The 15,614-nt window shown below is 74.7% G+C and carries 15 protein-coding genes and 1 pseudogene; 11 read left to right on the top strand and 5 right to left on the bottom strand.

Annotated features, from left to right (window positions below):
• Both AOK18_RS12860 and AOK18_RS12865 read left to right on the top strand, forming a co-directional pair.
• Window positions 1-631, top strand: a 631-nt coding sequence (locus AOK18_RS12860; RefSeq protein ID WP_206281536.1) for a C40 family peptidase, incomplete at its 5' end; no start/stop codon positions are given.
• A 97-nt stretch (window positions 632-728) separates the two neighbouring features.
• Window positions 729-1,934: a hypothetical protein gene (locus AOK18_RS12865; protein WP_420865604.1), complete on the top strand. Its 1,206-nt coding sequence runs from the start codon at window positions 729-731 to the stop codon at window positions 1,932-1,934.
• A 142-nt stretch (window positions 1,935-2,076) separates the two neighbouring features.
• On the opposite strand, the gene AOK18_RS12870 is transcribed toward AOK18_RS12865, so the two are convergent.
• Complete coding sequence (locus AOK18_RS12870) at window positions 2,077-3,291, bottom strand: glycosyltransferase family 87 protein (protein ID WP_055694438.1); 1,215 nt, start codon at window positions 3,289-3,291, stop codon at window positions 2,077-2,079.
• A gap of 210 nt (window positions 3,292-3,501) precedes the next feature.
• Between AOK18_RS12870 and AOK18_RS12875 the strand changes: the two genes are divergently transcribed.
• Complete coding sequence (locus tag AOK18_RS12875) at window positions 3,502-4,644, top strand: glycosyltransferase family 4 protein (RefSeq protein WP_055694429.1); 1,143 nt, start codon at window positions 3,502-3,504, stop codon at window positions 4,642-4,644.
• A 175-nt stretch (window positions 4,645-4,819) separates the two neighbouring features.
• On the opposite strand, the gene AOK18_RS12880 is transcribed toward AOK18_RS12875, so the two are convergent.
• Window positions 4,820-6,631 carry an AMP-dependent synthetase/ligase gene (locus AOK18_RS12880; protein ID WP_055694430.1) on the bottom strand — a complete coding sequence of 604 codons (1,812 nt, stop codon included), beginning with the start codon at window positions 6,629-6,631 and terminating at the stop codon, window positions 4,820-4,822.
• Window positions 6,632-6,942: 311 nt separating this feature from the next.
• Here AOK18_RS12880 and AOK18_RS12885 point away from each other — a divergent pair, with 311 nt between their 5' ends.
• The 5 genes from AOK18_RS12885 to AOK18_RS12905 all read left to right on the top strand — a co-directional run bounded on the left by AOK18_RS12885 (window position 6,943) and on the right by AOK18_RS12905 (window position 11,459).
• Complete coding sequence (locus AOK18_RS12885) at window positions 6,943-7,740, top strand: metallophosphoesterase family protein (RefSeq protein ID WP_079104986.1); 798 nt, start codon at window positions 6,943-6,945, stop codon at window positions 7,738-7,740.
• Window positions 7,741-7,861: 121 nt separating this feature from the next.
• Window positions 7,862-8,347, top strand: a complete 486-nt coding sequence (locus AOK18_RS12890; RefSeq protein ID WP_055694432.1) for an SRPBCC family protein — start codon at window positions 7,862-7,864, stop codon at window positions 8,345-8,347.
• A gap of 60 nt (window positions 8,348-8,407) precedes the next feature.
• Window positions 8,408-9,628, top strand: coding sequence for an ArsA family ATPase (locus AOK18_RS12895; protein WP_055694433.1), 1,221 nt, complete (start codon window positions 8,408-8,410; stop codon window positions 9,626-9,628).
• Window positions 9,629-9,685: 57 nt separating this feature from the next.
• The gene (locus tag AOK18_RS12900) at window positions 9,686-10,369 is read left to right on the top strand and encodes a DUF5304 domain-containing protein (protein ID WP_099048872.1); all 684 of its coding nucleotides are present in this window, start codon (window positions 9,686-9,688) and stop codon (window positions 10,367-10,369) included.
• 136 nt (window positions 10,370-10,505) lie between these two features.
• Window positions 10,506-11,459 (top strand): ROK family glucokinase, encoded by a 954-nt coding sequence (locus AOK18_RS12905; protein ID WP_055694434.1) that lies wholly within the window; start codon window positions 10,506-10,508, stop codon window positions 11,457-11,459.
• Between the two features lie 132 nt (window positions 11,460-11,591).
• Here AOK18_RS12905 and AOK18_RS12910 read toward each other — a convergent pair whose 3' ends face one another.
• Complete coding sequence (locus AOK18_RS12910) at window positions 11,592-12,413, bottom strand: SAM-dependent methyltransferase (RefSeq protein ID WP_055694435.1); 822 nt, start codon at window positions 12,411-12,413, stop codon at window positions 11,592-11,594.
• A 125-nt stretch (window positions 12,414-12,538) separates the two neighbouring features.
• Between AOK18_RS12910 and AOK18_RS12915 the strand changes: the two genes are divergently transcribed.
• Complete coding sequence (locus AOK18_RS12915; RefSeq protein WP_055694436.1) at window positions 12,539-13,297, top strand: endonuclease/exonuclease/phosphatase family protein; 759 nt, start codon at window positions 12,539-12,541, stop codon at window positions 13,295-13,297.
• Between the two features lie 12 nt (window positions 13,298-13,309).
• Here the strand turns inward: AOK18_RS12915 and AOK18_RS12920 are convergent, their stop codons facing one another.
• Both AOK18_RS12920 and AOK18_RS12925 read right to left on the bottom strand, forming a co-directional pair.
• Window positions 13,310-13,966, bottom strand: coding sequence for a hypothetical protein (locus AOK18_RS12920; RefSeq protein ID WP_055570267.1), 657 nt, complete (start codon window positions 13,964-13,966; stop codon window positions 13,310-13,312).
• Window positions 13,959-14,756, bottom strand: coding sequence for an alpha/beta hydrolase (locus AOK18_RS12925; RefSeq protein ID WP_055570268.1), 798 nt, complete (start codon window positions 14,754-14,756; stop codon window positions 13,959-13,961). The genes AOK18_RS12920 and AOK18_RS12925 overlap by 8 nt, the downstream gene beginning before the upstream one ends.
• 228 nt (window positions 14,757-14,984) lie before the next feature.
• Here AOK18_RS12925 and AOK18_RS34250 point away from each other — a divergent pair.
• On the top strand, window positions 14,985-15,170 hold a 186-nt coding region (locus AOK18_RS34250), incomplete at its 3' end, for a lysophospholipid acyltransferase family protein (RefSeq protein ID WP_240503163.1).
• Window positions 15,171-15,172: 2 nt separating this feature from the next.
• Window positions 15,173-15,614 (top strand): annotated as a pseudogene (locus AOK18_RS34255) (lysophospholipid acyltransferase family protein); the annotation flags it as partial.

Here is a 15,614-nt window from a genome sequence, read left to right on the forward strand (position 1 = left end):
GGTGCTCGACCGGCTCGCCGACCGCCGGGCCGGTGAACTGAGGCGGCTCGGGGAGGCCGTGCGCACCCTGGACCAGGACCGGGCGGAGACCTCCCGCGCGCTGGGCGAGCTGGACCGCAGCCGCAGGGCCGCCGCCGCCCACAAGAGGACCGTCGAGCGCAAGCTCGCCCGGGCCCGGCAGCTGTTCGACGCCCTCCCCGAGGAGGAGCGGGCCGCCCGCGAGCGGGCCGCCCGCTCCGGCCGCGGCGCGGACCTGCCGGGTCCGGACGGCGCGGCCGCCGTTCCCGGCCGCGCGGCGGCCGCCGTCGCCGCCGCCCGCTCCGCCCTCGGCAGGCCCTACGTCTGGGGCGCCAACGGGCCCTCGGGGTTCGACTGCTCCGGTCTGACGCAGTGGTCGTACGCCCAGGCCGGGGTCGCCCTCCCGCGGACCTCGCAGGCCCAGCGGCACGCCGGCACCCGGGTCCCGCTCTCCCGGGCCCGGCCCGGCGACCTGGTCGTCTACCGGGCCGACGCCAGCCACGTCGGCATGTACGCGGGCAACGGCCAGGTGATCCACGCGCCCTACCCCGGCGCTCCCGTCCGCTACGACCCGGTCGGGATGATGCCCGTCTCGTCGGTCACCAGGATCTGACCGGGACGGGCGGCCGTGACGGCCGGTCACGGGAACCGCCGGGCCGTCGGCCCGGGCGGTCTGACCCGAACGGCCCGGCGCCCGTACCCTCACAAGGGTGGCTGGACGAAGGCGGGTGCCCGGGCGGTCGGCGGCGGCGATGCGGTGCCTGCCGCTCGTCTCGCTGCTCGTGGCCCTGGTCGCGTGCGGCGGAGGGCCGGCCGTCGACGGGGCCCGTGCCGAGGTGCAGGCCCTGCTCGACCGCCGGGCCGACGCCGTCCTCGGCGAGGACGCCGTCGCCTACGCCCGCACCGGCACCCGGGCCGGGTACGACAGCCTGCGCGAGGTGCCGCTGGCCGACTGGAGCTACCGGGTCAACGCCGTGCGCCGTACCGGCGACACCGCCACCGTCGACGCCGACCTCGGCTACCGCGTCGAGGGCTACGACCGGGCACCCGTCACCACCGCCCGCACCCTGCGCCTGAGCCGGGACGAGGACGGCCGGTGGGCCGTCGTCTCCGACCGCCCGGCCGGGAAGTCCGGCCGCCAGCTGTGGGACCAGGGCGCGGTGCGCGCCGTGCACGGAGAGCGGAGCCTGGTGCTCGGCGTCGGGCAGGGCGAGGGGAAGCTGCGCGATTACGCGGCGCTGGCCGACCGGGCGGTGCCCGCCGTGTCGGACGCGTGGGGGCCGGGCTGGGCGCGGCGGATCGTCGTCCTGGTGCCGGGGTCCCTGGAGGGCATGGCGGGGCTGCTGGGCTCGCCCGCCTCCTCCTACCGGGGCATCGCGGCCGTCACCACCGGCGAGACCGGAGCCGGTCCGCGGGCGCCCGCGGACCGGGTCGTCGTCAACCCGGACGCCTTCGCCCTGCTCGGCGGCCCGGGCCGGCAGGTCGTCGTCACCCACGAGGCCACCCACGTCGCCACCCGCGCCCACACCACCGCCGCGACCCCGCTGTGGCTGTCGGAGGGCTTCGCCGACTGGGTCGGCTACCGGGGCGGCGGCCACGCCCCGGCCGAGGCGGCCCCGGAACTCGCCCGCACGGTGCGCCACGGGGAGGTGCCCTCCGGGCTGCCGGCCGACGGCGACTTCGGCTTCACCGCCGACGCCGACGGCCTCGCCCGCGCCTACGAGAGCGGCTGGATGGCCTGCCGCCTCGTCGCCGAGCACTGGGGCGAGGAACGGCTCGGCGCCTTCTACCGGGCCGTGGGCGCGCACGGGCAGCGGGACGGCGCGGTGGAGGACGCGATGAAGCGGGTCCTCGGCACCACACCGGAGGAGTTCACCGTCCGGTGGCAGGGCTACCTGCGCGAGCAGCTCGGCTGAGGTCCCGGGCCGGACCCGGACCTCGACCGCGCACGGCACCGGGACGGGGGAGGGGCACGGAGGCAGGGGCCCCGGCACGGGAACCGACGCGCAGCCGGCCGCCGGAGCGGCGGGCCGGCCGGGGAGGGCACCGGCGGGACTCTCAGGGGGAGGAGACCGGTGCCTGCTCGGCGGGAGCCGCCGGAGCGGAGGCGGGGACGTCCGGGAGCCCCTGCGTGACCGTCGAGCGCCACAGCGTGCGGGCGGCGAGGAACGCGGCCGCCACCAGCAGGCCGTTGCGCACGAACAGCAGGGTGACCCCGAGCGCGTCGCTCGCCACGACGTGCGCGAACCACAGCGGGAACTCCAGCACCGTCACGAACGCCGCGACCAGCACCAGGGCCACCGGCACCCGCATCCGGCTCGCCCGGTGGCACAGGCAGACCGCGCCGAGCCCGACCAGCCACACCACGTACTGCGGGCTGATCACCCGGCTGGTGACGGTGAACATCAGCACCGCCACGAACGCGGCGTCGGCGAAGGTGTGCGGTGCGAAGCGGCGGGCCGTCAGCCGCCACAGCAGCAGCCAGGCCAGCGCCGCCCCGCTCAGGAACATCGCGCCCGCGCTGACCAGGTCCACGTGGGGGCCGAGGAACTCCACCGAGCCGTAGTTCAGCCGCACCTCGCCCTCCCAGCCGTGGTGCCGGGCGACGTGGAAGACCAGGGCGCCCAGCGACTCCACCTCCGTGCCCCGGTCGCGCTGGGCGCCCAGGAACGCGAACGCCCCCGGCATCAGCGCCGCGGACAGGGCCGCCACCCCCGCCCCGGTCACCACGGCCGACACCCACGCGGAACGCCGGCGGACACCGAGCAGCAGCAGCGCCGGCCACACCTTCAGCAGCGCGCCGAACGCCGCCAGCGCCCCCAGCAGCCGGGGACGCCGGGACCCGGCCAGCAGCGCGGCCACCGCCACCGCGGTCACCATCACGTCGTAGCGGGCGTACACCGTCGGTCCGAGGAGCGGCACGCCCGCCACCCACACCCAGGCCCCGAGCCGGGTCCGGCCCGGCCGCCCGCCCGCGTGCAGCAGCAGGACCAGGGTGGCCAGGTCGGCGAGGCACACCAGGACGAAGAACGCCGTCGCGTACTCCAGGAACGGCAGCAGGCCGGGGGAGAGGACCGCGAGCGCCGCCGCGGGCGGGTACTGCCAGGTGACGTCGTCCAGCGGGAACGTTCCGGCACGCAGGACGTCGTACCAGCCCCGGTAGATCACGGACACGTCGCTGGTGACGTCCGGGCCGGGGAAGACGACCGCCTTCAGGACGAACAGCAGCAGCAGCGTCCTCGTCAGCCCCCACACCAGCAGGGGCCGCACCACCGCCCGCCGGTGCGCCGGTGGCCGGGCCGGGTGCCCGTGCGAGCCCGTCGTGTCCACGTGATCCCTGCCCGTCCGTGTGCGTCCGTGCGTGTCCGTGCGCGTCCGTGCGCGGCCACCGGGGAGCCGTGATGCCCCGCGCCCCTGAGAGGGTGCCACAGCGGCCCGCCGCGCCCACGGCCCGGACACACCGGTTCGGTAGGGTCTGCCACGATGCACAAGACCTTGATCGTGACCAACGACTTTCCGCCCCGGCCGGGCGGTATCCAGGCGTTCCTGCACAACATGGCGCTGCGCCTCGATCCCGAGCGGCTCGTCGTGTACGCCTCGACCTGGAAGCGCTCCCGGGAGGGCGTCCGGGCCACCGCCGCCTTCGACGCCGAGCAGCCCTTCACCGTCGTGCGCGCCCGCACGCCGATGCTGCTGCCGACCCCGGGGGCGACCCGGCAGGCCGTCGGGCTGCTGCGCGAACACGGGTGCACCTCGGTCTGGTTCGGGGCGGCGGCGCCGCTCGGACTGATGGCACCGGCGCTGCGCCGGGCGGGCGCCGAGCGGATCGTGGCCACCACCCACGGCCACGAGGCCGGCTGGGCCCAGCTGCCCGCGGCCCGGCAACTGCTGCGCCGGATCGGGGAGTCCACGGACACGATCACCTACCTCGGCGAGTACACGCGCTCACGGATCGCCGGCGCGCTCACCCCCGCGGCGGCCTCGCGGATGGTGCAGCTGCCGCCCGGGGTCGACGAGAAGACGTTCCACCCCGGCTCCGGCGGCCACGAGGTCCGGGCCCGGCTCGGCCTGACGGACCGCCCGGTGGTGGTCTGCGTCTCCCGGCTGGTGCCGCGCAAGGGACAGGACACGCTGATCCGCGCGATGCCCGCGATCCTGGCCGCCGAGCCGGACGCCGTCCTGCTGATCGTCGGCGGCGGGCCCCACGAGCAGGACCTGCGCCGCCTCGCGCACGACACCGGGGTGGCGGACTCCGTCCGGTTCACCGGGTCCGTGCCCTGGTCGGAGCTGCCCGCCCACTACGGCGCCGGCGACGTCTTCGCGATGCCCTGCAGGACCCGGCGCGGGGGACTGGACGTCGAGGGGCTCGGGATCGTCTACCTGGAGGCCTCCGCGACCGGCCTGCCCGTCGTCGCCGGCGACTCCGGCGGCGCCCCCGACGCGGTCCTCGACGGCGAGACCGGCTGGGTCGTCCGCGGCGACACCCCCGCCGAGTCCGCCGACCGCATCATCACCCTCCTGGCCGATCCGGGGCTCCGCCGCCGCATGGGCGAACGGGGCCGGGCCTGGGTCGAGGAGAAATGGCGCTGGGACCTCCTGGCGGAGACCCTGAAGACCCTGCTGTGACCGGCCCCGGGGAGACCCGCCCCTCCTGACCCCGGTCCCCCAGGGGGCCGCGGGGGCCCGGGGGCGACGGGAGGCTCCGCCCGCGGGCCGCACGGCACGACGCGGGCCCCCGCAACCACGGGAGCCCGCGCCCCGGCCTGCCGCCGGCCGCCGGTCATCGGCCGCCGGCCGGCCCCTACTTCGAGTAGATCGCCTCGATCTCGTGGGCGAAGTCCTTCGCCACCACGTTCCGCTTCAGCTTCAGCGACGGCGTCAGGTGCCCCGACTCCTCCGTGAACTGCGAGGGCAGCACCCGGAACTTGCGCACCGACTCCGCCTTGGAGACCGCCGCGTTCCCGTCGTCGACGGCCGCCTGGATCGCGGCGAGCAGCTCGGGGTCCTCGCTCAGCGACGTCGCCGTCGAGCCCTCGGGCTTGCCCCGCTCCGCCACCCAGCGGCCCAGGAACTCCTCGTCGAGGGTGATCAGCGCGCCTACGAACGGCCGCCCGTCGCCGACGACCATGCACTCCGCGACCAGCGCGTGCGCGCGGATCCGGTCCTCGATCACCGCCGGGGCGACGTTCTTGCCGCCCGCCGTGACGAGGATCTCCTTCTTGCGGCCGGTGATCCGCAGGTACCCGTCCTCGTCGAGGGTGCCGATGTCACCCGTGTGGAACCAGCCGTCGGCGAGCGCCTCCGCGGTCGCGGCCGGGTTGTTCCAGTACTCCTTGAACAGGTGCTCGCCGTGCAGCAGCACCTCGCCGTCGTCGGCGATGCGGACCACCGAGCCGGGCAGCGGCTGGCCGACCGTGCCGATCTTCTGCCGGTCCCAGGGGTTGAACGTGGTGGCCGCGCACGACTCGGTGAGCCCGTAGCCCTCCAGCACCGTGAAACCGATGCCGCGGAAGAAGTGGCCGAGGCGCTCGCCCAGCGGGGCGCCGCCGGAGATGGCGGCCTCGCCGCGCCCCCCGAGCACCGCGCGCAGCTTGCCGTACACGAGCTTGTCGAAGACCTTGTGCCTGATCCGCAGGCCGAGGGAGGGCCCCGACGGCGTGTCCAGCGCCTTGCTGTAGGCGATCGCGGTGTCCGCGGCCTTGTCGAAGATCCGGCCCTTGCCGTCGGCCTGGGCCTTGGCGCGCGCCGAGTTGTAGACCTTCTCGAAGACCCGCGGCACGCCCAGGATCAGCGTCGGCCGGAACGAGGCCAGTTCGTCGGTGAGCTGCTTGATGTCGGGGACGCAGCCCAGCTTGATCGGCGCGATCATCGGCGCGATCTGCACCAGCCGGCCGAAGACGTGCGCGAGCGGCAGGAAGAGCAGGACCGAGCACTCGCCGGTGCGGAACAGCGGACGCAGTCGTTCCACCGTGTTGCCGCACTCGGCGAAGAAGCTGCGGTGGGTGAGCACGCAGCCCTTGGGGCGGCCGGTGGTCCCGGAGGTGTAGATGATGGTCGCCGGGTCGTCGGCGCCGGCGACGGAGCTGCGTTCCTCGACCGTCTCGTCGGCCACGTCCCGGCCCAGGCGGCCCAGTTCCTCGATCGCGCCGCTCCCCGCCGCGCCGCGGTCGATCTGCCACACGTGCTCCAGCCCGGGCAGCCGGTCGCGCACCGACTCGACGGTGGCGAAGTGCCCGTCCGACTCCACCACGCAGACGGTGGCCCCGGAGTCGCCGAGGATCCAGGCGACCTGCTCCGCCGAACTCGTCTCGTACACCGGCACCGTGACCGCGCCGGCGCTCCAGATCGCGAAGTCGAGCAGCGTCCACTCGTAGCGGGTGCGCGACATCAGGGCGACCCGGTCGCCGGGCCGGACGCCGGAGGCGATGAGCCCCTTGGCGGCCTCCCGCACCTCGGCGAGGAAGACGGTGGCCGTCACGTCCTGCCACACGCCGTCGACCTTGCGGGCCATGACGGCGACCTCGGGGTGCTGCGCGGCGTTTCTGCGGACTATGCCGGCCAGATTGCCGTCCGCAGGGACCTCGTACAAAGCCGGAAGGCTGAACTCGCGCAAGACTGCTGCTCCTCTTAGGGCGCCGGCGCCACGACGGTGTGGGATGCGACGACAGCGCGGTCCAAGGCTCGGGCGGCTGCTCGGGGATTCACCTGTTGAAATCCTGAGCAAAAGTGGACTGCCCGGACGTTACCCGCCGGTATGGCCGGAACGACAGGGGGGTCCCGCGAGATGTTCGCTGTGTCACACACGTTGGTGAACGGGTCGATTTCCATCGCGCACAGTAGTGCACCCCCTTGAGGGGGAGCCAGTAACCGCAGGTCCGGCCGCCACTGTTCACGGGGAGCGCACTCTGGTTACGCTTGATCGCCATGGCATCCACACCGGCCGGAAACCGCCGTACCCGCGTCCACGTGGTCAGCGACGTCCACGGCAACGCCCGAGACCTGGCCACGGCGGGCGACGGCGCCGACGCCCTGATCTGCCTGGGCGACCTGGTGCTCTTCCTCGACTACGCCGACCACTCGCGCGGCATCTTCCCCGACCTGTTCGGCACGGAGAACGCCGACCGCATCGTGGAACTGCGCACCGCCCGCCGCTTCGAGGAGGCCCGCGCGTTCCAGGCCCGCCTGTGGGCGGGCATCGGCACGGACCGCGCCTCGGCGATCCGCCGGGCGGTGCGCAGGCAGTACGCCGAGCTGTTCGCGGCCTTCCCCGACCCCACGTACGCCACCTACGGCAACGTCGACATACCGGCCCTGTGGCCGGAGTACGCCGGTCCCGGCACCACCGTCCTCGACGGCGAGCGGGTGGAGATCGGCGGCCGGGTCTTCGGCTTCGTCGGCGGCGGACTGCGCACGCCCATGCGCACGCCGTACGAGATCGACGACGAGGAGTACGCGGCGAAGATCGAGGCCGTCGGCGAGGTCGACGTGCTGTGCACGCACATCCCGCCGGAGGTCCCGGAGCTGGTGTACGACACCGTCGCCCGCCGTTTCGAGCGCGGCAGCCGCGCCCTGCTGGAGGCCATCCGCCGCACCCGGCCCCGGTACGCGCTGTTCGGGCACGTGCACCAGCCGCTGGTCCGGCGCATGCGGATCGGGGCCACCGAGTGCGTGAACGTGGGGCACTTCGCGAGCCGCGGCCGGCCCTGGGTCCTCGAGTGGTGAGGATGTCCCAGGTCGGGTGACCTGTCCCGGCGGGCCGCGCGATAGCCTTCCGCTGCACGGGCGTGCGCGTGGGCCGCGCACGGCGATCCGACTACGGCCCGCATCTGGAGGAGCCACGGCGATGGCGGAACACACCAGCTCGAGCATCACGATCGAGGCGGCACCGGCCGAGGTCATGGGGGTGATCGCCGACTTCGCCCGCTACCCGGACTGGACCGGCGAGGTGAAGGAGGCGGAGGTCCTCGAGACCGACGCCCGGGGCCGTGCGGAGCAGGTGCGCCTCGTCATGGACGCCGGCGCGATCAAGGACGACCAGACCCTCGCGTACACCTGGACCGGTGAGCACGAGGTGTCCTGGACGCTGGTGAAGTCCCAGATGCTCCGCTCCCTGGACGGCTCCTACCTCCTGAGGCCGGCCGGCCCGGGCACCACCGAGGTCACCTACCGCCTCACCGTCGACGTCAAGATCCCGATGCTCGGCATGATCAAGCGCAAGGCCGAGAAGGTCATCATCGACCGGGCCCTGGCGGGACTGAAGAAGCGGGTGGAGGCCGGCGAGGAGCCGGACGCCGGCACCGGATCCGGCGGGGAGCCGGGCGCCGCGTAGCGCGCCGCCGCCCTTCCGGCCGGACGGGGGCGGGAGCGCGCACCGGTAGCGTTCACCCCCATGCGCACCCTCCTGATCACGGGCCCTGGCGGCAGCGGACGCACCACCGTCGCGGCGGCCACCGCGCTCGCCGCCGCCCGTGCGGGCGCCCGCGTCCTGCTGCTCGGCACCGACCGGACGGACACGCTGGGAGCGGTGCTGGGCACGCCCGTCGGCACCGCGCCCGGCGAGGTCGCCGCGGGGCTCACCGCGCGCCGGGTCGACGCCGGCGAGGACTTCCGCGCCGACCTGGCCGCACTGCAGGACCGGGCGGCCTCGGCGCTCGACCTGCTCGGCGCGTCCCGGCTGGACCCCGAGGCGTTCGGCCCGCTGCCCGGCGCCGAGGAACTCTCCGTGCTGCGCGCCCTGCGGGACGCGGCGCTGTCCCCGGCGCACGACCTGCTCGTCGTCGACCTGCCGCCCGCCGAGCGGGCCCTGGCCCTGTTCGCCCTCCCCGAGGACCTCCGCCGCGCCCTGCGCGGGCTGCTCCCGCCGGAACGCCGGGCCGCCCGTGCCCTGCGCCCCGTGCTCGGCCGCCTCGCCGGGGTCCCGATGCCCGCGGAGTGGCTGTACGGGACGGCCGCCCGGTGGGACACCGCACTGGGCGCTGTCGAAGCCGTCCTCGCCGACCGGCGCACCACCGTACGGCTGGTCGCCGAACCCGGCCCCGCCGGAGCCGCCGCCGTGCGCACCGCGGGACTCGGACTCGCCCTGCGCGGACTGCGCACCGACGTGCTGGTCGCCGGCCGGGTCCTGCCCGAGGGCGTCGAGGACAGCTGGCTCGCCGGCCCGGTCGCCCAGCAGCGCAAGACGCTGGACGAGTGGCGCCAGACGTACGACGTCCGCCCCGTCGCCCACCTCGGCCGCGACCCGCGCGGCCCGGACGACCTGACCGCGCTCGCCGTCCCGGGCGTGCCCGTCGCACCCGGCGGGTCCGCTTCCGCGGCTCCCCCCGCCTCCGGCGGCGCGGCGGGGCCCGCGACGGCCGGGTGGCCCGTCACCGACCGGCTCGCCGACGACGGCGTCCTGGTCTGGCACATCCCGCTGCCCGGAGCCCGGCGCGAGGAACTGGACCTGGTCCGGCACGGCGACCAGATCGCCGTCACCGCCGGGCCGTTCCGCCGGACGGTCCCGCTGCCCTCCGCGCTGCGCCGCTGCACCGTCGACGGCGCGGCCCTGCGGGAGGACGAACTGCGCATCCGCTTCCGGCCGGATCCGCGGCTGTGGCCGCGCACCCCGTGAAGCCGGTGCCCCCGTTCGGGTACCGTCGGAGGGGCCGACCGTAGTCAGGAGTCCGTCATGAGCGAACAGCTCCCCCCGCCCGGCGACACCGGGGACGAGCCCGTGGGCGGTTCCGCGTCCGACGCGGGCACGGCCGCCACGGGCGGCGCGCGGCCCGTCGCCGACGGCGCGCGGCCCGGGGACTCCGGCGTACGGACCGCCGACGCGGACGCCTGGGCGACGGCGTGCGCCGAGGACCTCGAGGCGGAGAAGGCCCGCCGCCGCGCCCGGTACGGACCGCCCCCCGCGTCGGCCGCCGAGGAGCTGCGCAAGCTCGCCGACGTGGTCGCGGAGAAGTTCGACCGGCTCACCGGGCTCGGGTCGCCGCTGTTCGGCGCGGTCGCCGGACCGGCGGCGCAGCAGGCGGTGCGCCAGGCCGTCCAGCAGGCCAGGGCGGTCGTGGAACCGGTCGTCGAACGCAACCCGGACGTCTTCGGCCACCTCGCCGCCGCCGGTAACGAACTCCTCGCCGCCTACCGCTCCGCGGTCCAGGACCAGGAGCGCCGCTGGACCACCCGCGGCCCCCGCCCCTGGGACCCGGACGAGGCCGGGGACGCCGGGGACGCCCGGGGCACCGGGAAGGCCGCGGACGCCGCGGACGGGAGCGGTGCGCGCGGCGGCGACGGCGGCCCGGACGGGGACCACCGCCGTGACCGGGGCGACGAGCCCGGACCCGGCGGGGAGCGCATCGACCTGGACTGAGGGGCCGCGGCGGGCCCGGGACCCGTACCGCCGGAAGAGCCCCGGAGGCCCGCGCGGGTGCCCCGTAACGGGCAGCCGACCCCGGGGCCTCGGGTACCGTGGGCGGTAGCGGGGCTCGACCGGAACTGAGGGATTCATGGGACTCACCATCGGCGTCGACATCGGCGGCACCAAGATCGCGGCCGGCGTGGTCGATGAGGACGGCAACATCCTCTCGGTCCACAAGGTGCCGACCCCGGGCACGCCCGAGGGCATCGTGGACGCCATCGCCTCCGCGGTGGAGGGCGCACGCGCGGGGAACGAGATCGTCGGCGTGGGAATCGGTGCGGCCGGATACGTCAACCGCCAGCGTTCGACGGTGTACTTCGCCCCCAACATCGACTGGCGCCAGGAGCCGCTGAAGGAGAAGGTCGAAGCCCGCGTGGGCCTCCCGGTCGTCGTGGAGAACGACGCGAACGCGGCGGCCTGGGGCGAGTACAAGTTCGGCGCCGGCAAGGGCCACCGCAACGTCATCTGCATCACGCTCGGCACCGGCCTCGGCGGCGGCGTCATCATCGGCAACAAGCTGCGCCGCGGCCACTTCGGCGTGGCCGCCGAGTTCGGGCACATCCGGATGGTCCCGGACGGCCTGCTGTGCGGCTGCGGTTCGCAGGGCTGCTGGGAGCAGTACGCCTCCGGCCGCGCCCTGGTCCGGTACGCCACCCAGCGCGCCAACGCGACCCCGGAGAACGCCCAGACGCTGCTCGCCCTCGGCGACGGCACCCCCGAGGGCATCGAGGGCAAGCACGTCTCCGTGGCCGCCCGGCAGGGCGACCCGGTGGCCGTCGACTCCTACCGCGAGCTGGCCCGCTGGGTCGGCGCCGGCCTGGCCGACCTCGCCTCCCTCTTCGACCCCTCCGCCTTCATCGTCGGCGGAGGCCTCTCCGACGAGGGGGAACTGCTCCTCGACCCGATCCGCAAGTCGTACAAGCGCTGGCTGGTGGGCGGCAACTGGCGCCCGGTCGCCGACGTGCGGGCCGCCGAGCTCGGCAACAAGGCCGGCCTGGTGGGCGCGGCGGACCTGGCCCGCCAGCCCGACCCGATCATGTGAGATCCCCCCGCCGGCCCGGCTGCGCCCGCCACCCCCTCCCGGGGCCGGCGGGCGCAGCCGTGTCCGCCGGAGGGCGAACCCGGTGCGCGGGTGCCCGCACCCCTTTGCACCGGACGCCGCCCCGTCCCGGGATCACCCCTTGCGTGCCACCGCCACGTAGGACCCGCTGAGGACGTTCTCCTGGCCGGGGACCGGCTCCCCCAGCTCCGGGTGCCAGTCCTCGGCCGCCACGACGCCCGGCTCCACGGGCTCCAGCCCCTCGAAGAAGCGGACGAACCTCTCCCGGCTGCGCATGTCCATGGTGAGCCCGCCCGCCCTGTACAGGTCGCTGACCTTCCGCGAGGCCTCCTCCGGGTGGAAGTCGGGGGTGAGGTGGGACATGATCAGGAAACTGCCCGGCGCCAGGGCGTCCTTGAGGCGTTCCACCAGCTCGTAGGCGCCGTCCTCGTCGCCGATGAAGTGCAGCAGCGCGATCAGGGAGAGCGCGACGGGCCGGTCGAAGTCCAGGGTCCCGCGGGCGTGTTCCAGGATGGCGGCGGTGTCGTGGGCGTCCGCCTGCACGTAGTCGACGACCCCTTCGGGGGTGCCCCGGAGCAGCGCCCCGGCGTGGGCCAGCACGATCGGGTCGTTGTCGCAGTACACGACCCGCGCGTCGGGAGAGACCTCCTGGGCCACCTGGTGCAGGTTCGGCTCCGTCGGGATGCCGGTCCCGACGTCGAGGAACTGGCGCACCCCCTGGCCGGCCGTCCAGCGGACGGCGCGGTGCATGAAGGCCCGGTTCATCCGCGCCATGACCGGGATGACCGGCGCGAACCCCACCAGCTGCCGGCCCAGCTCCTCGTCGACGGGGTAGTTGTCCTTGCCGCCCAGGAACCAGTCGTACATCCGCGCGGGGTGCGGCTTGCCGGTGTCGATCCTCGAGAGGGTGTCCCTGCCCGCGTCCTGCTGCTCCACCGTGATTCCCCTTGTCGCGCACGGGAGTTGACCTGCGATCGTGGCCGTCACGATAGCCGGGTGCCGGGCGGCCCGGCACGGCGGGCAGCCCTTCGGACCGTGCGGACCGGCGTATCTTGAGCCGCATGGCGACGACCCCGCTGCTGCCCGACTCCCGGACCGAGCCCGACGGTTCGGCCGTGATCCGCGTCCTGAGCTACAACATCCGGTCGATGTACGACGACACGGACGCCCTCGCCCGGGTGATCACCGCGTGCGCCCCCGATCTGGTCCTGGTCCAGGAGGCGCCGCGGTTCTTCCGCTGGCGCAAGAAACTGGCCCGGCTGGCCTCCGCCTCCGGCCTGGTGGTCCTCTGCGGGGGCGCCACGGCCGCCGGTCCCGCGATCCTGTGCTCGCTGCGGGCGACCGCCGAGCGCACCGAGGACGTGCTGCTGCCGCTCACCCCGGGGCTGCACCGGCGCGGCTTCGCCACCGCCGTCGTACGGTTCGGCCGGGCCCGGCTGGGCGTGCTGAGCTGCCACCTGTCGCTGCAGAAGGACGAGCGGTACGCACAGGGCGGCATGCTCCTGGACCGGCTCGCCGGGATGGGTGTGGAGCACGCCGTCGCCGGCGGCGATCTGAACGAACGGCCGGACGGCCGCACCTTCCGCCGGCTGGCGGGCGGGCGGCTGACGGACTGCCGCACGGCGGCGCCCTGGGGCGGCGAGTACACCTCGACCCCCGCCGACCCGCACCAGCGCATCGACGCGCTCTTCACCACCGAGGGCGTCGAGGTCCTGGGCTGCGGGGTGCCGCACGACCAGCCCGGAGTGACCGGAGCCGACCTGAGGGCGGCCACGGACCACCTTCCGGTCCTGGCCGCCCTCAGGGTCCCGGCCGCCTGATCCCGGACGCCCTCAGACCACCGCGCCCCGGCCCGGGTCGTCGTCCTCGTCGTCCGTGCGCATGCGCATCACCAGCGTGCCGAAGCCGCCCAGGAAACCGCCGATGCACAGCGTGGTCAGCCACCAGGTCATCTCCCAGCCGAGCATGACCGCCAGCAGGAGCAGCACCGGACCGCCCAGGACCCCCAGCCACGCGAACTTGGCCGTGACGTCGGTCTCGGGCAGCGGCGGTGGCTCCGGCGGCACGAAGTGGCCCTCGTCGCCGTCGTCGAAGTCGCCCTCCGCCGGCTCGGACACGCTGTAGTCGCGCGGGCCGCCCACGCCCGGGGCGAAGGCGACCGAACCGCCCAGCGGCTTGTCCCCGGCCCGCGTCGGCGTCTCGGCCGGGGCCCCGTCGTCGGCGGGCCCGGTCCGCGTGTCGGTGTTGGTGTCGGACTCCAGCAGCGCCAGGTCCTCGACCGACTTGAACGGCTTGGCACCCGCCGGGTCCGGCGGCTCGTCACCGTACCCGGCGACGATCGCCTCCCACGCGGCGTCCTCGTCGAAGGGGGCGTCCCGGTCCTGACGCTCACCGCCCCCGCCCTCACGCCCCCGGCCCGCACGTGCCTCGCGGCCCTCCTGGTCCTCACGCCCTTCGCGGTCCTCGCGGTCCGAGTCGTGCTCAGCCACCTGTGGTCGTCCCTTCCTTGCCGAGACCGGACTCCTTGACGGCGCCGGGTGCGAGCCGTCCGACGAACGCGGTGCTCTCCCGGAAGATCCGCTCCGCGTCATGGTCCAACGTCGCCACGTGGTAGCTCTGTTCCAGCAGCACCTCCGTCACGTCGAGCGACGAGACGCGGCCGAGGATCCGGGCCGAGTCCGCGGGCGGCACCACGTGGTCCCGCGGACTGCGCAGGAGCAGCAGCGGCTGGGTGACCTGGGGGAGCTCGCCGTCGAGCAGGCGCAGGAAGGCGCGCAGGGAGTGCGCCGCGTGCAGCGGCACCCGGTCGTAGCCCAGTTCCTCGACCGACGGCTTGGCGATGTCGCTCGCGATGCCCCTGGTCGCCGGGACGAGGTGACGGAGCACCGGGAGGGCGTGCGCGGCCACGCCGTGCACCCGGTTCGCCGGATTGACGACCATGACACCGCTCACCGCGTCACCGTGCCGCGCGGCCAGGCGCAGGGCCAGCGCGCCGCCCATGGACAGGCCGGCCACGAACACGCGCGCACAGCGGTCCCGCAGCAGGCGCAGCTCGCGGTCCACCTCCGCGTACCAGTCCTGCCAGCCGGTGACCCGCAGGTCCTCCCAGCGGGTGCCGTGCCCCGGGAGCAGGGGCAACGAGACGGTCAGGCCGTGCTCGGCGAGGTGCTCCGCCCACGGGCGCAGCGACTGAGGCGAACCGGTGAAGCCGTGGCAGAGGAGGACGGCGGCCTCCCCGCCCTCGTGGCGGTACGGCTCGGCTCCGGTCAGGAGCGGCACTTTCGGCCTCCCGGTCGTAAGGGTCGTCGGAGTGCTGGACACCGCGGGCGTCGTGGACACCGTGGAAAGAAAGGAGTCGAGGGAGTCGACGGGCTGCACACGGGTTGCAGGACCTTCACCGTACGCGACCGCACTGACACCGACCAGGGTCGTCGGAGCCATTGACGGGACTCCGGGTTAGGGTCTGAGCCACACGTAGAGGAAGGCACTCGGTTGTTGTACGGCGCGATGAAGGTCACCGTCGGAGGGTCGCTGAAGCTTGCCTTCAGGCCCTGGGTGGAGGGCCTGGAGAACGTACCCGCCGAGGGGCCCGCCATCCTGGCCAGCAACCACCTGTCGTTCTCCGACTCCTTCTTCCTGCCGGCGGTCCTCGACCGCAAGGTCACCTTCATAGCCAAGGCCGAGTACTTCACCNNCGGCAAGCCGGGCGGCCTCGCCCGCGTGGCGCTCGCCACCGGCGCGCCCGTGCTCCCGGTCGCCATGATCGACACGGAGAAGGTCCAGCCGCCGGGGAAGGTCGTCCCGAAGCTGGTCCGGCCGGGCATCCGCATCGGCGCGCCGCTGGACTTCAGCCGCTACCAGGGCATGGAGCACGACCGGTTCATCCTCCGCGCGGTGACCGACGAGGTCATGTACGAGATCATGAAGCTCTCCGGCCAGGAGTACGTCGACATGTACGCGACCGCCATGAAGCGGCAGCTCGCGGAGGCGGCGAAGGCGGAGAAGGACGCCGAGAAGGCGGAGAAGGCCGAGCTCGCCCGCGCCGAGAAGGCGGAGAGGGAAGCGGCGAAGGAAGCGGCGAAGGAACTCCAGAGGGAACTCCGGAAGGAAGCGGAGAGGGAGGCCCGGCGGGAGCGG

This window comes from Streptomyces prasinopilosus, assembly GCF_001419695.1.
In the GTDB taxonomy this organism is placed as follows: Bacteria; Actinomycetota; Actinomycetes; order Streptomycetales; family Streptomycetaceae; genus Streptomyces; species Streptomyces prasinopilosus.

Bases quoted from the DNA above. Each gene is read 5' to 3' on its own strand.
- AOK18_RS12915 (WP_055694436.1), top strand. From the start codon at position 12,539: ATGGCGACGACCCCGCTGCTGCCCGACTCCCGGACCGAGCCCGACGGT.
- AOK18_RS12875 (WP_055694429.1), top strand. From the start codon at position 3,502: ATGCACAAGACCTTGATCGTGACCAACGACTTTCCGCCCCGGCCGGGC.
- AOK18_RS12900 (WP_099048872.1), top strand. From the start codon at position 9,686: ATGAGCGAACAGCTCCCCCCGCCCGGCGACACCGGGGACGAGCCCGTG.
- AOK18_RS12885 (WP_079104986.1), top strand. From the start codon at position 6,943: ATGGCATCCACACCGGCCGGAAACCGCCGTACCCGCGTCCACGTGGTC.
- AOK18_RS12905 (WP_055694434.1), top strand. From the start codon at position 10,506: ATGGGACTCACCATCGGCGTCGACATCGGCGGCACCAAGATCGCGGCC.
- AOK18_RS12895 (WP_055694433.1), top strand. From the start codon at position 8,408: ATGCGCACCCTCCTGATCACGGGCCCTGGCGGCAGCGGACGCACCACC.
- AOK18_RS12890 (WP_055694432.1), top strand. From the start codon at position 7,862: ATGGCGGAACACACCAGCTCGAGCATCACGATCGAGGCGGCACCGGCC.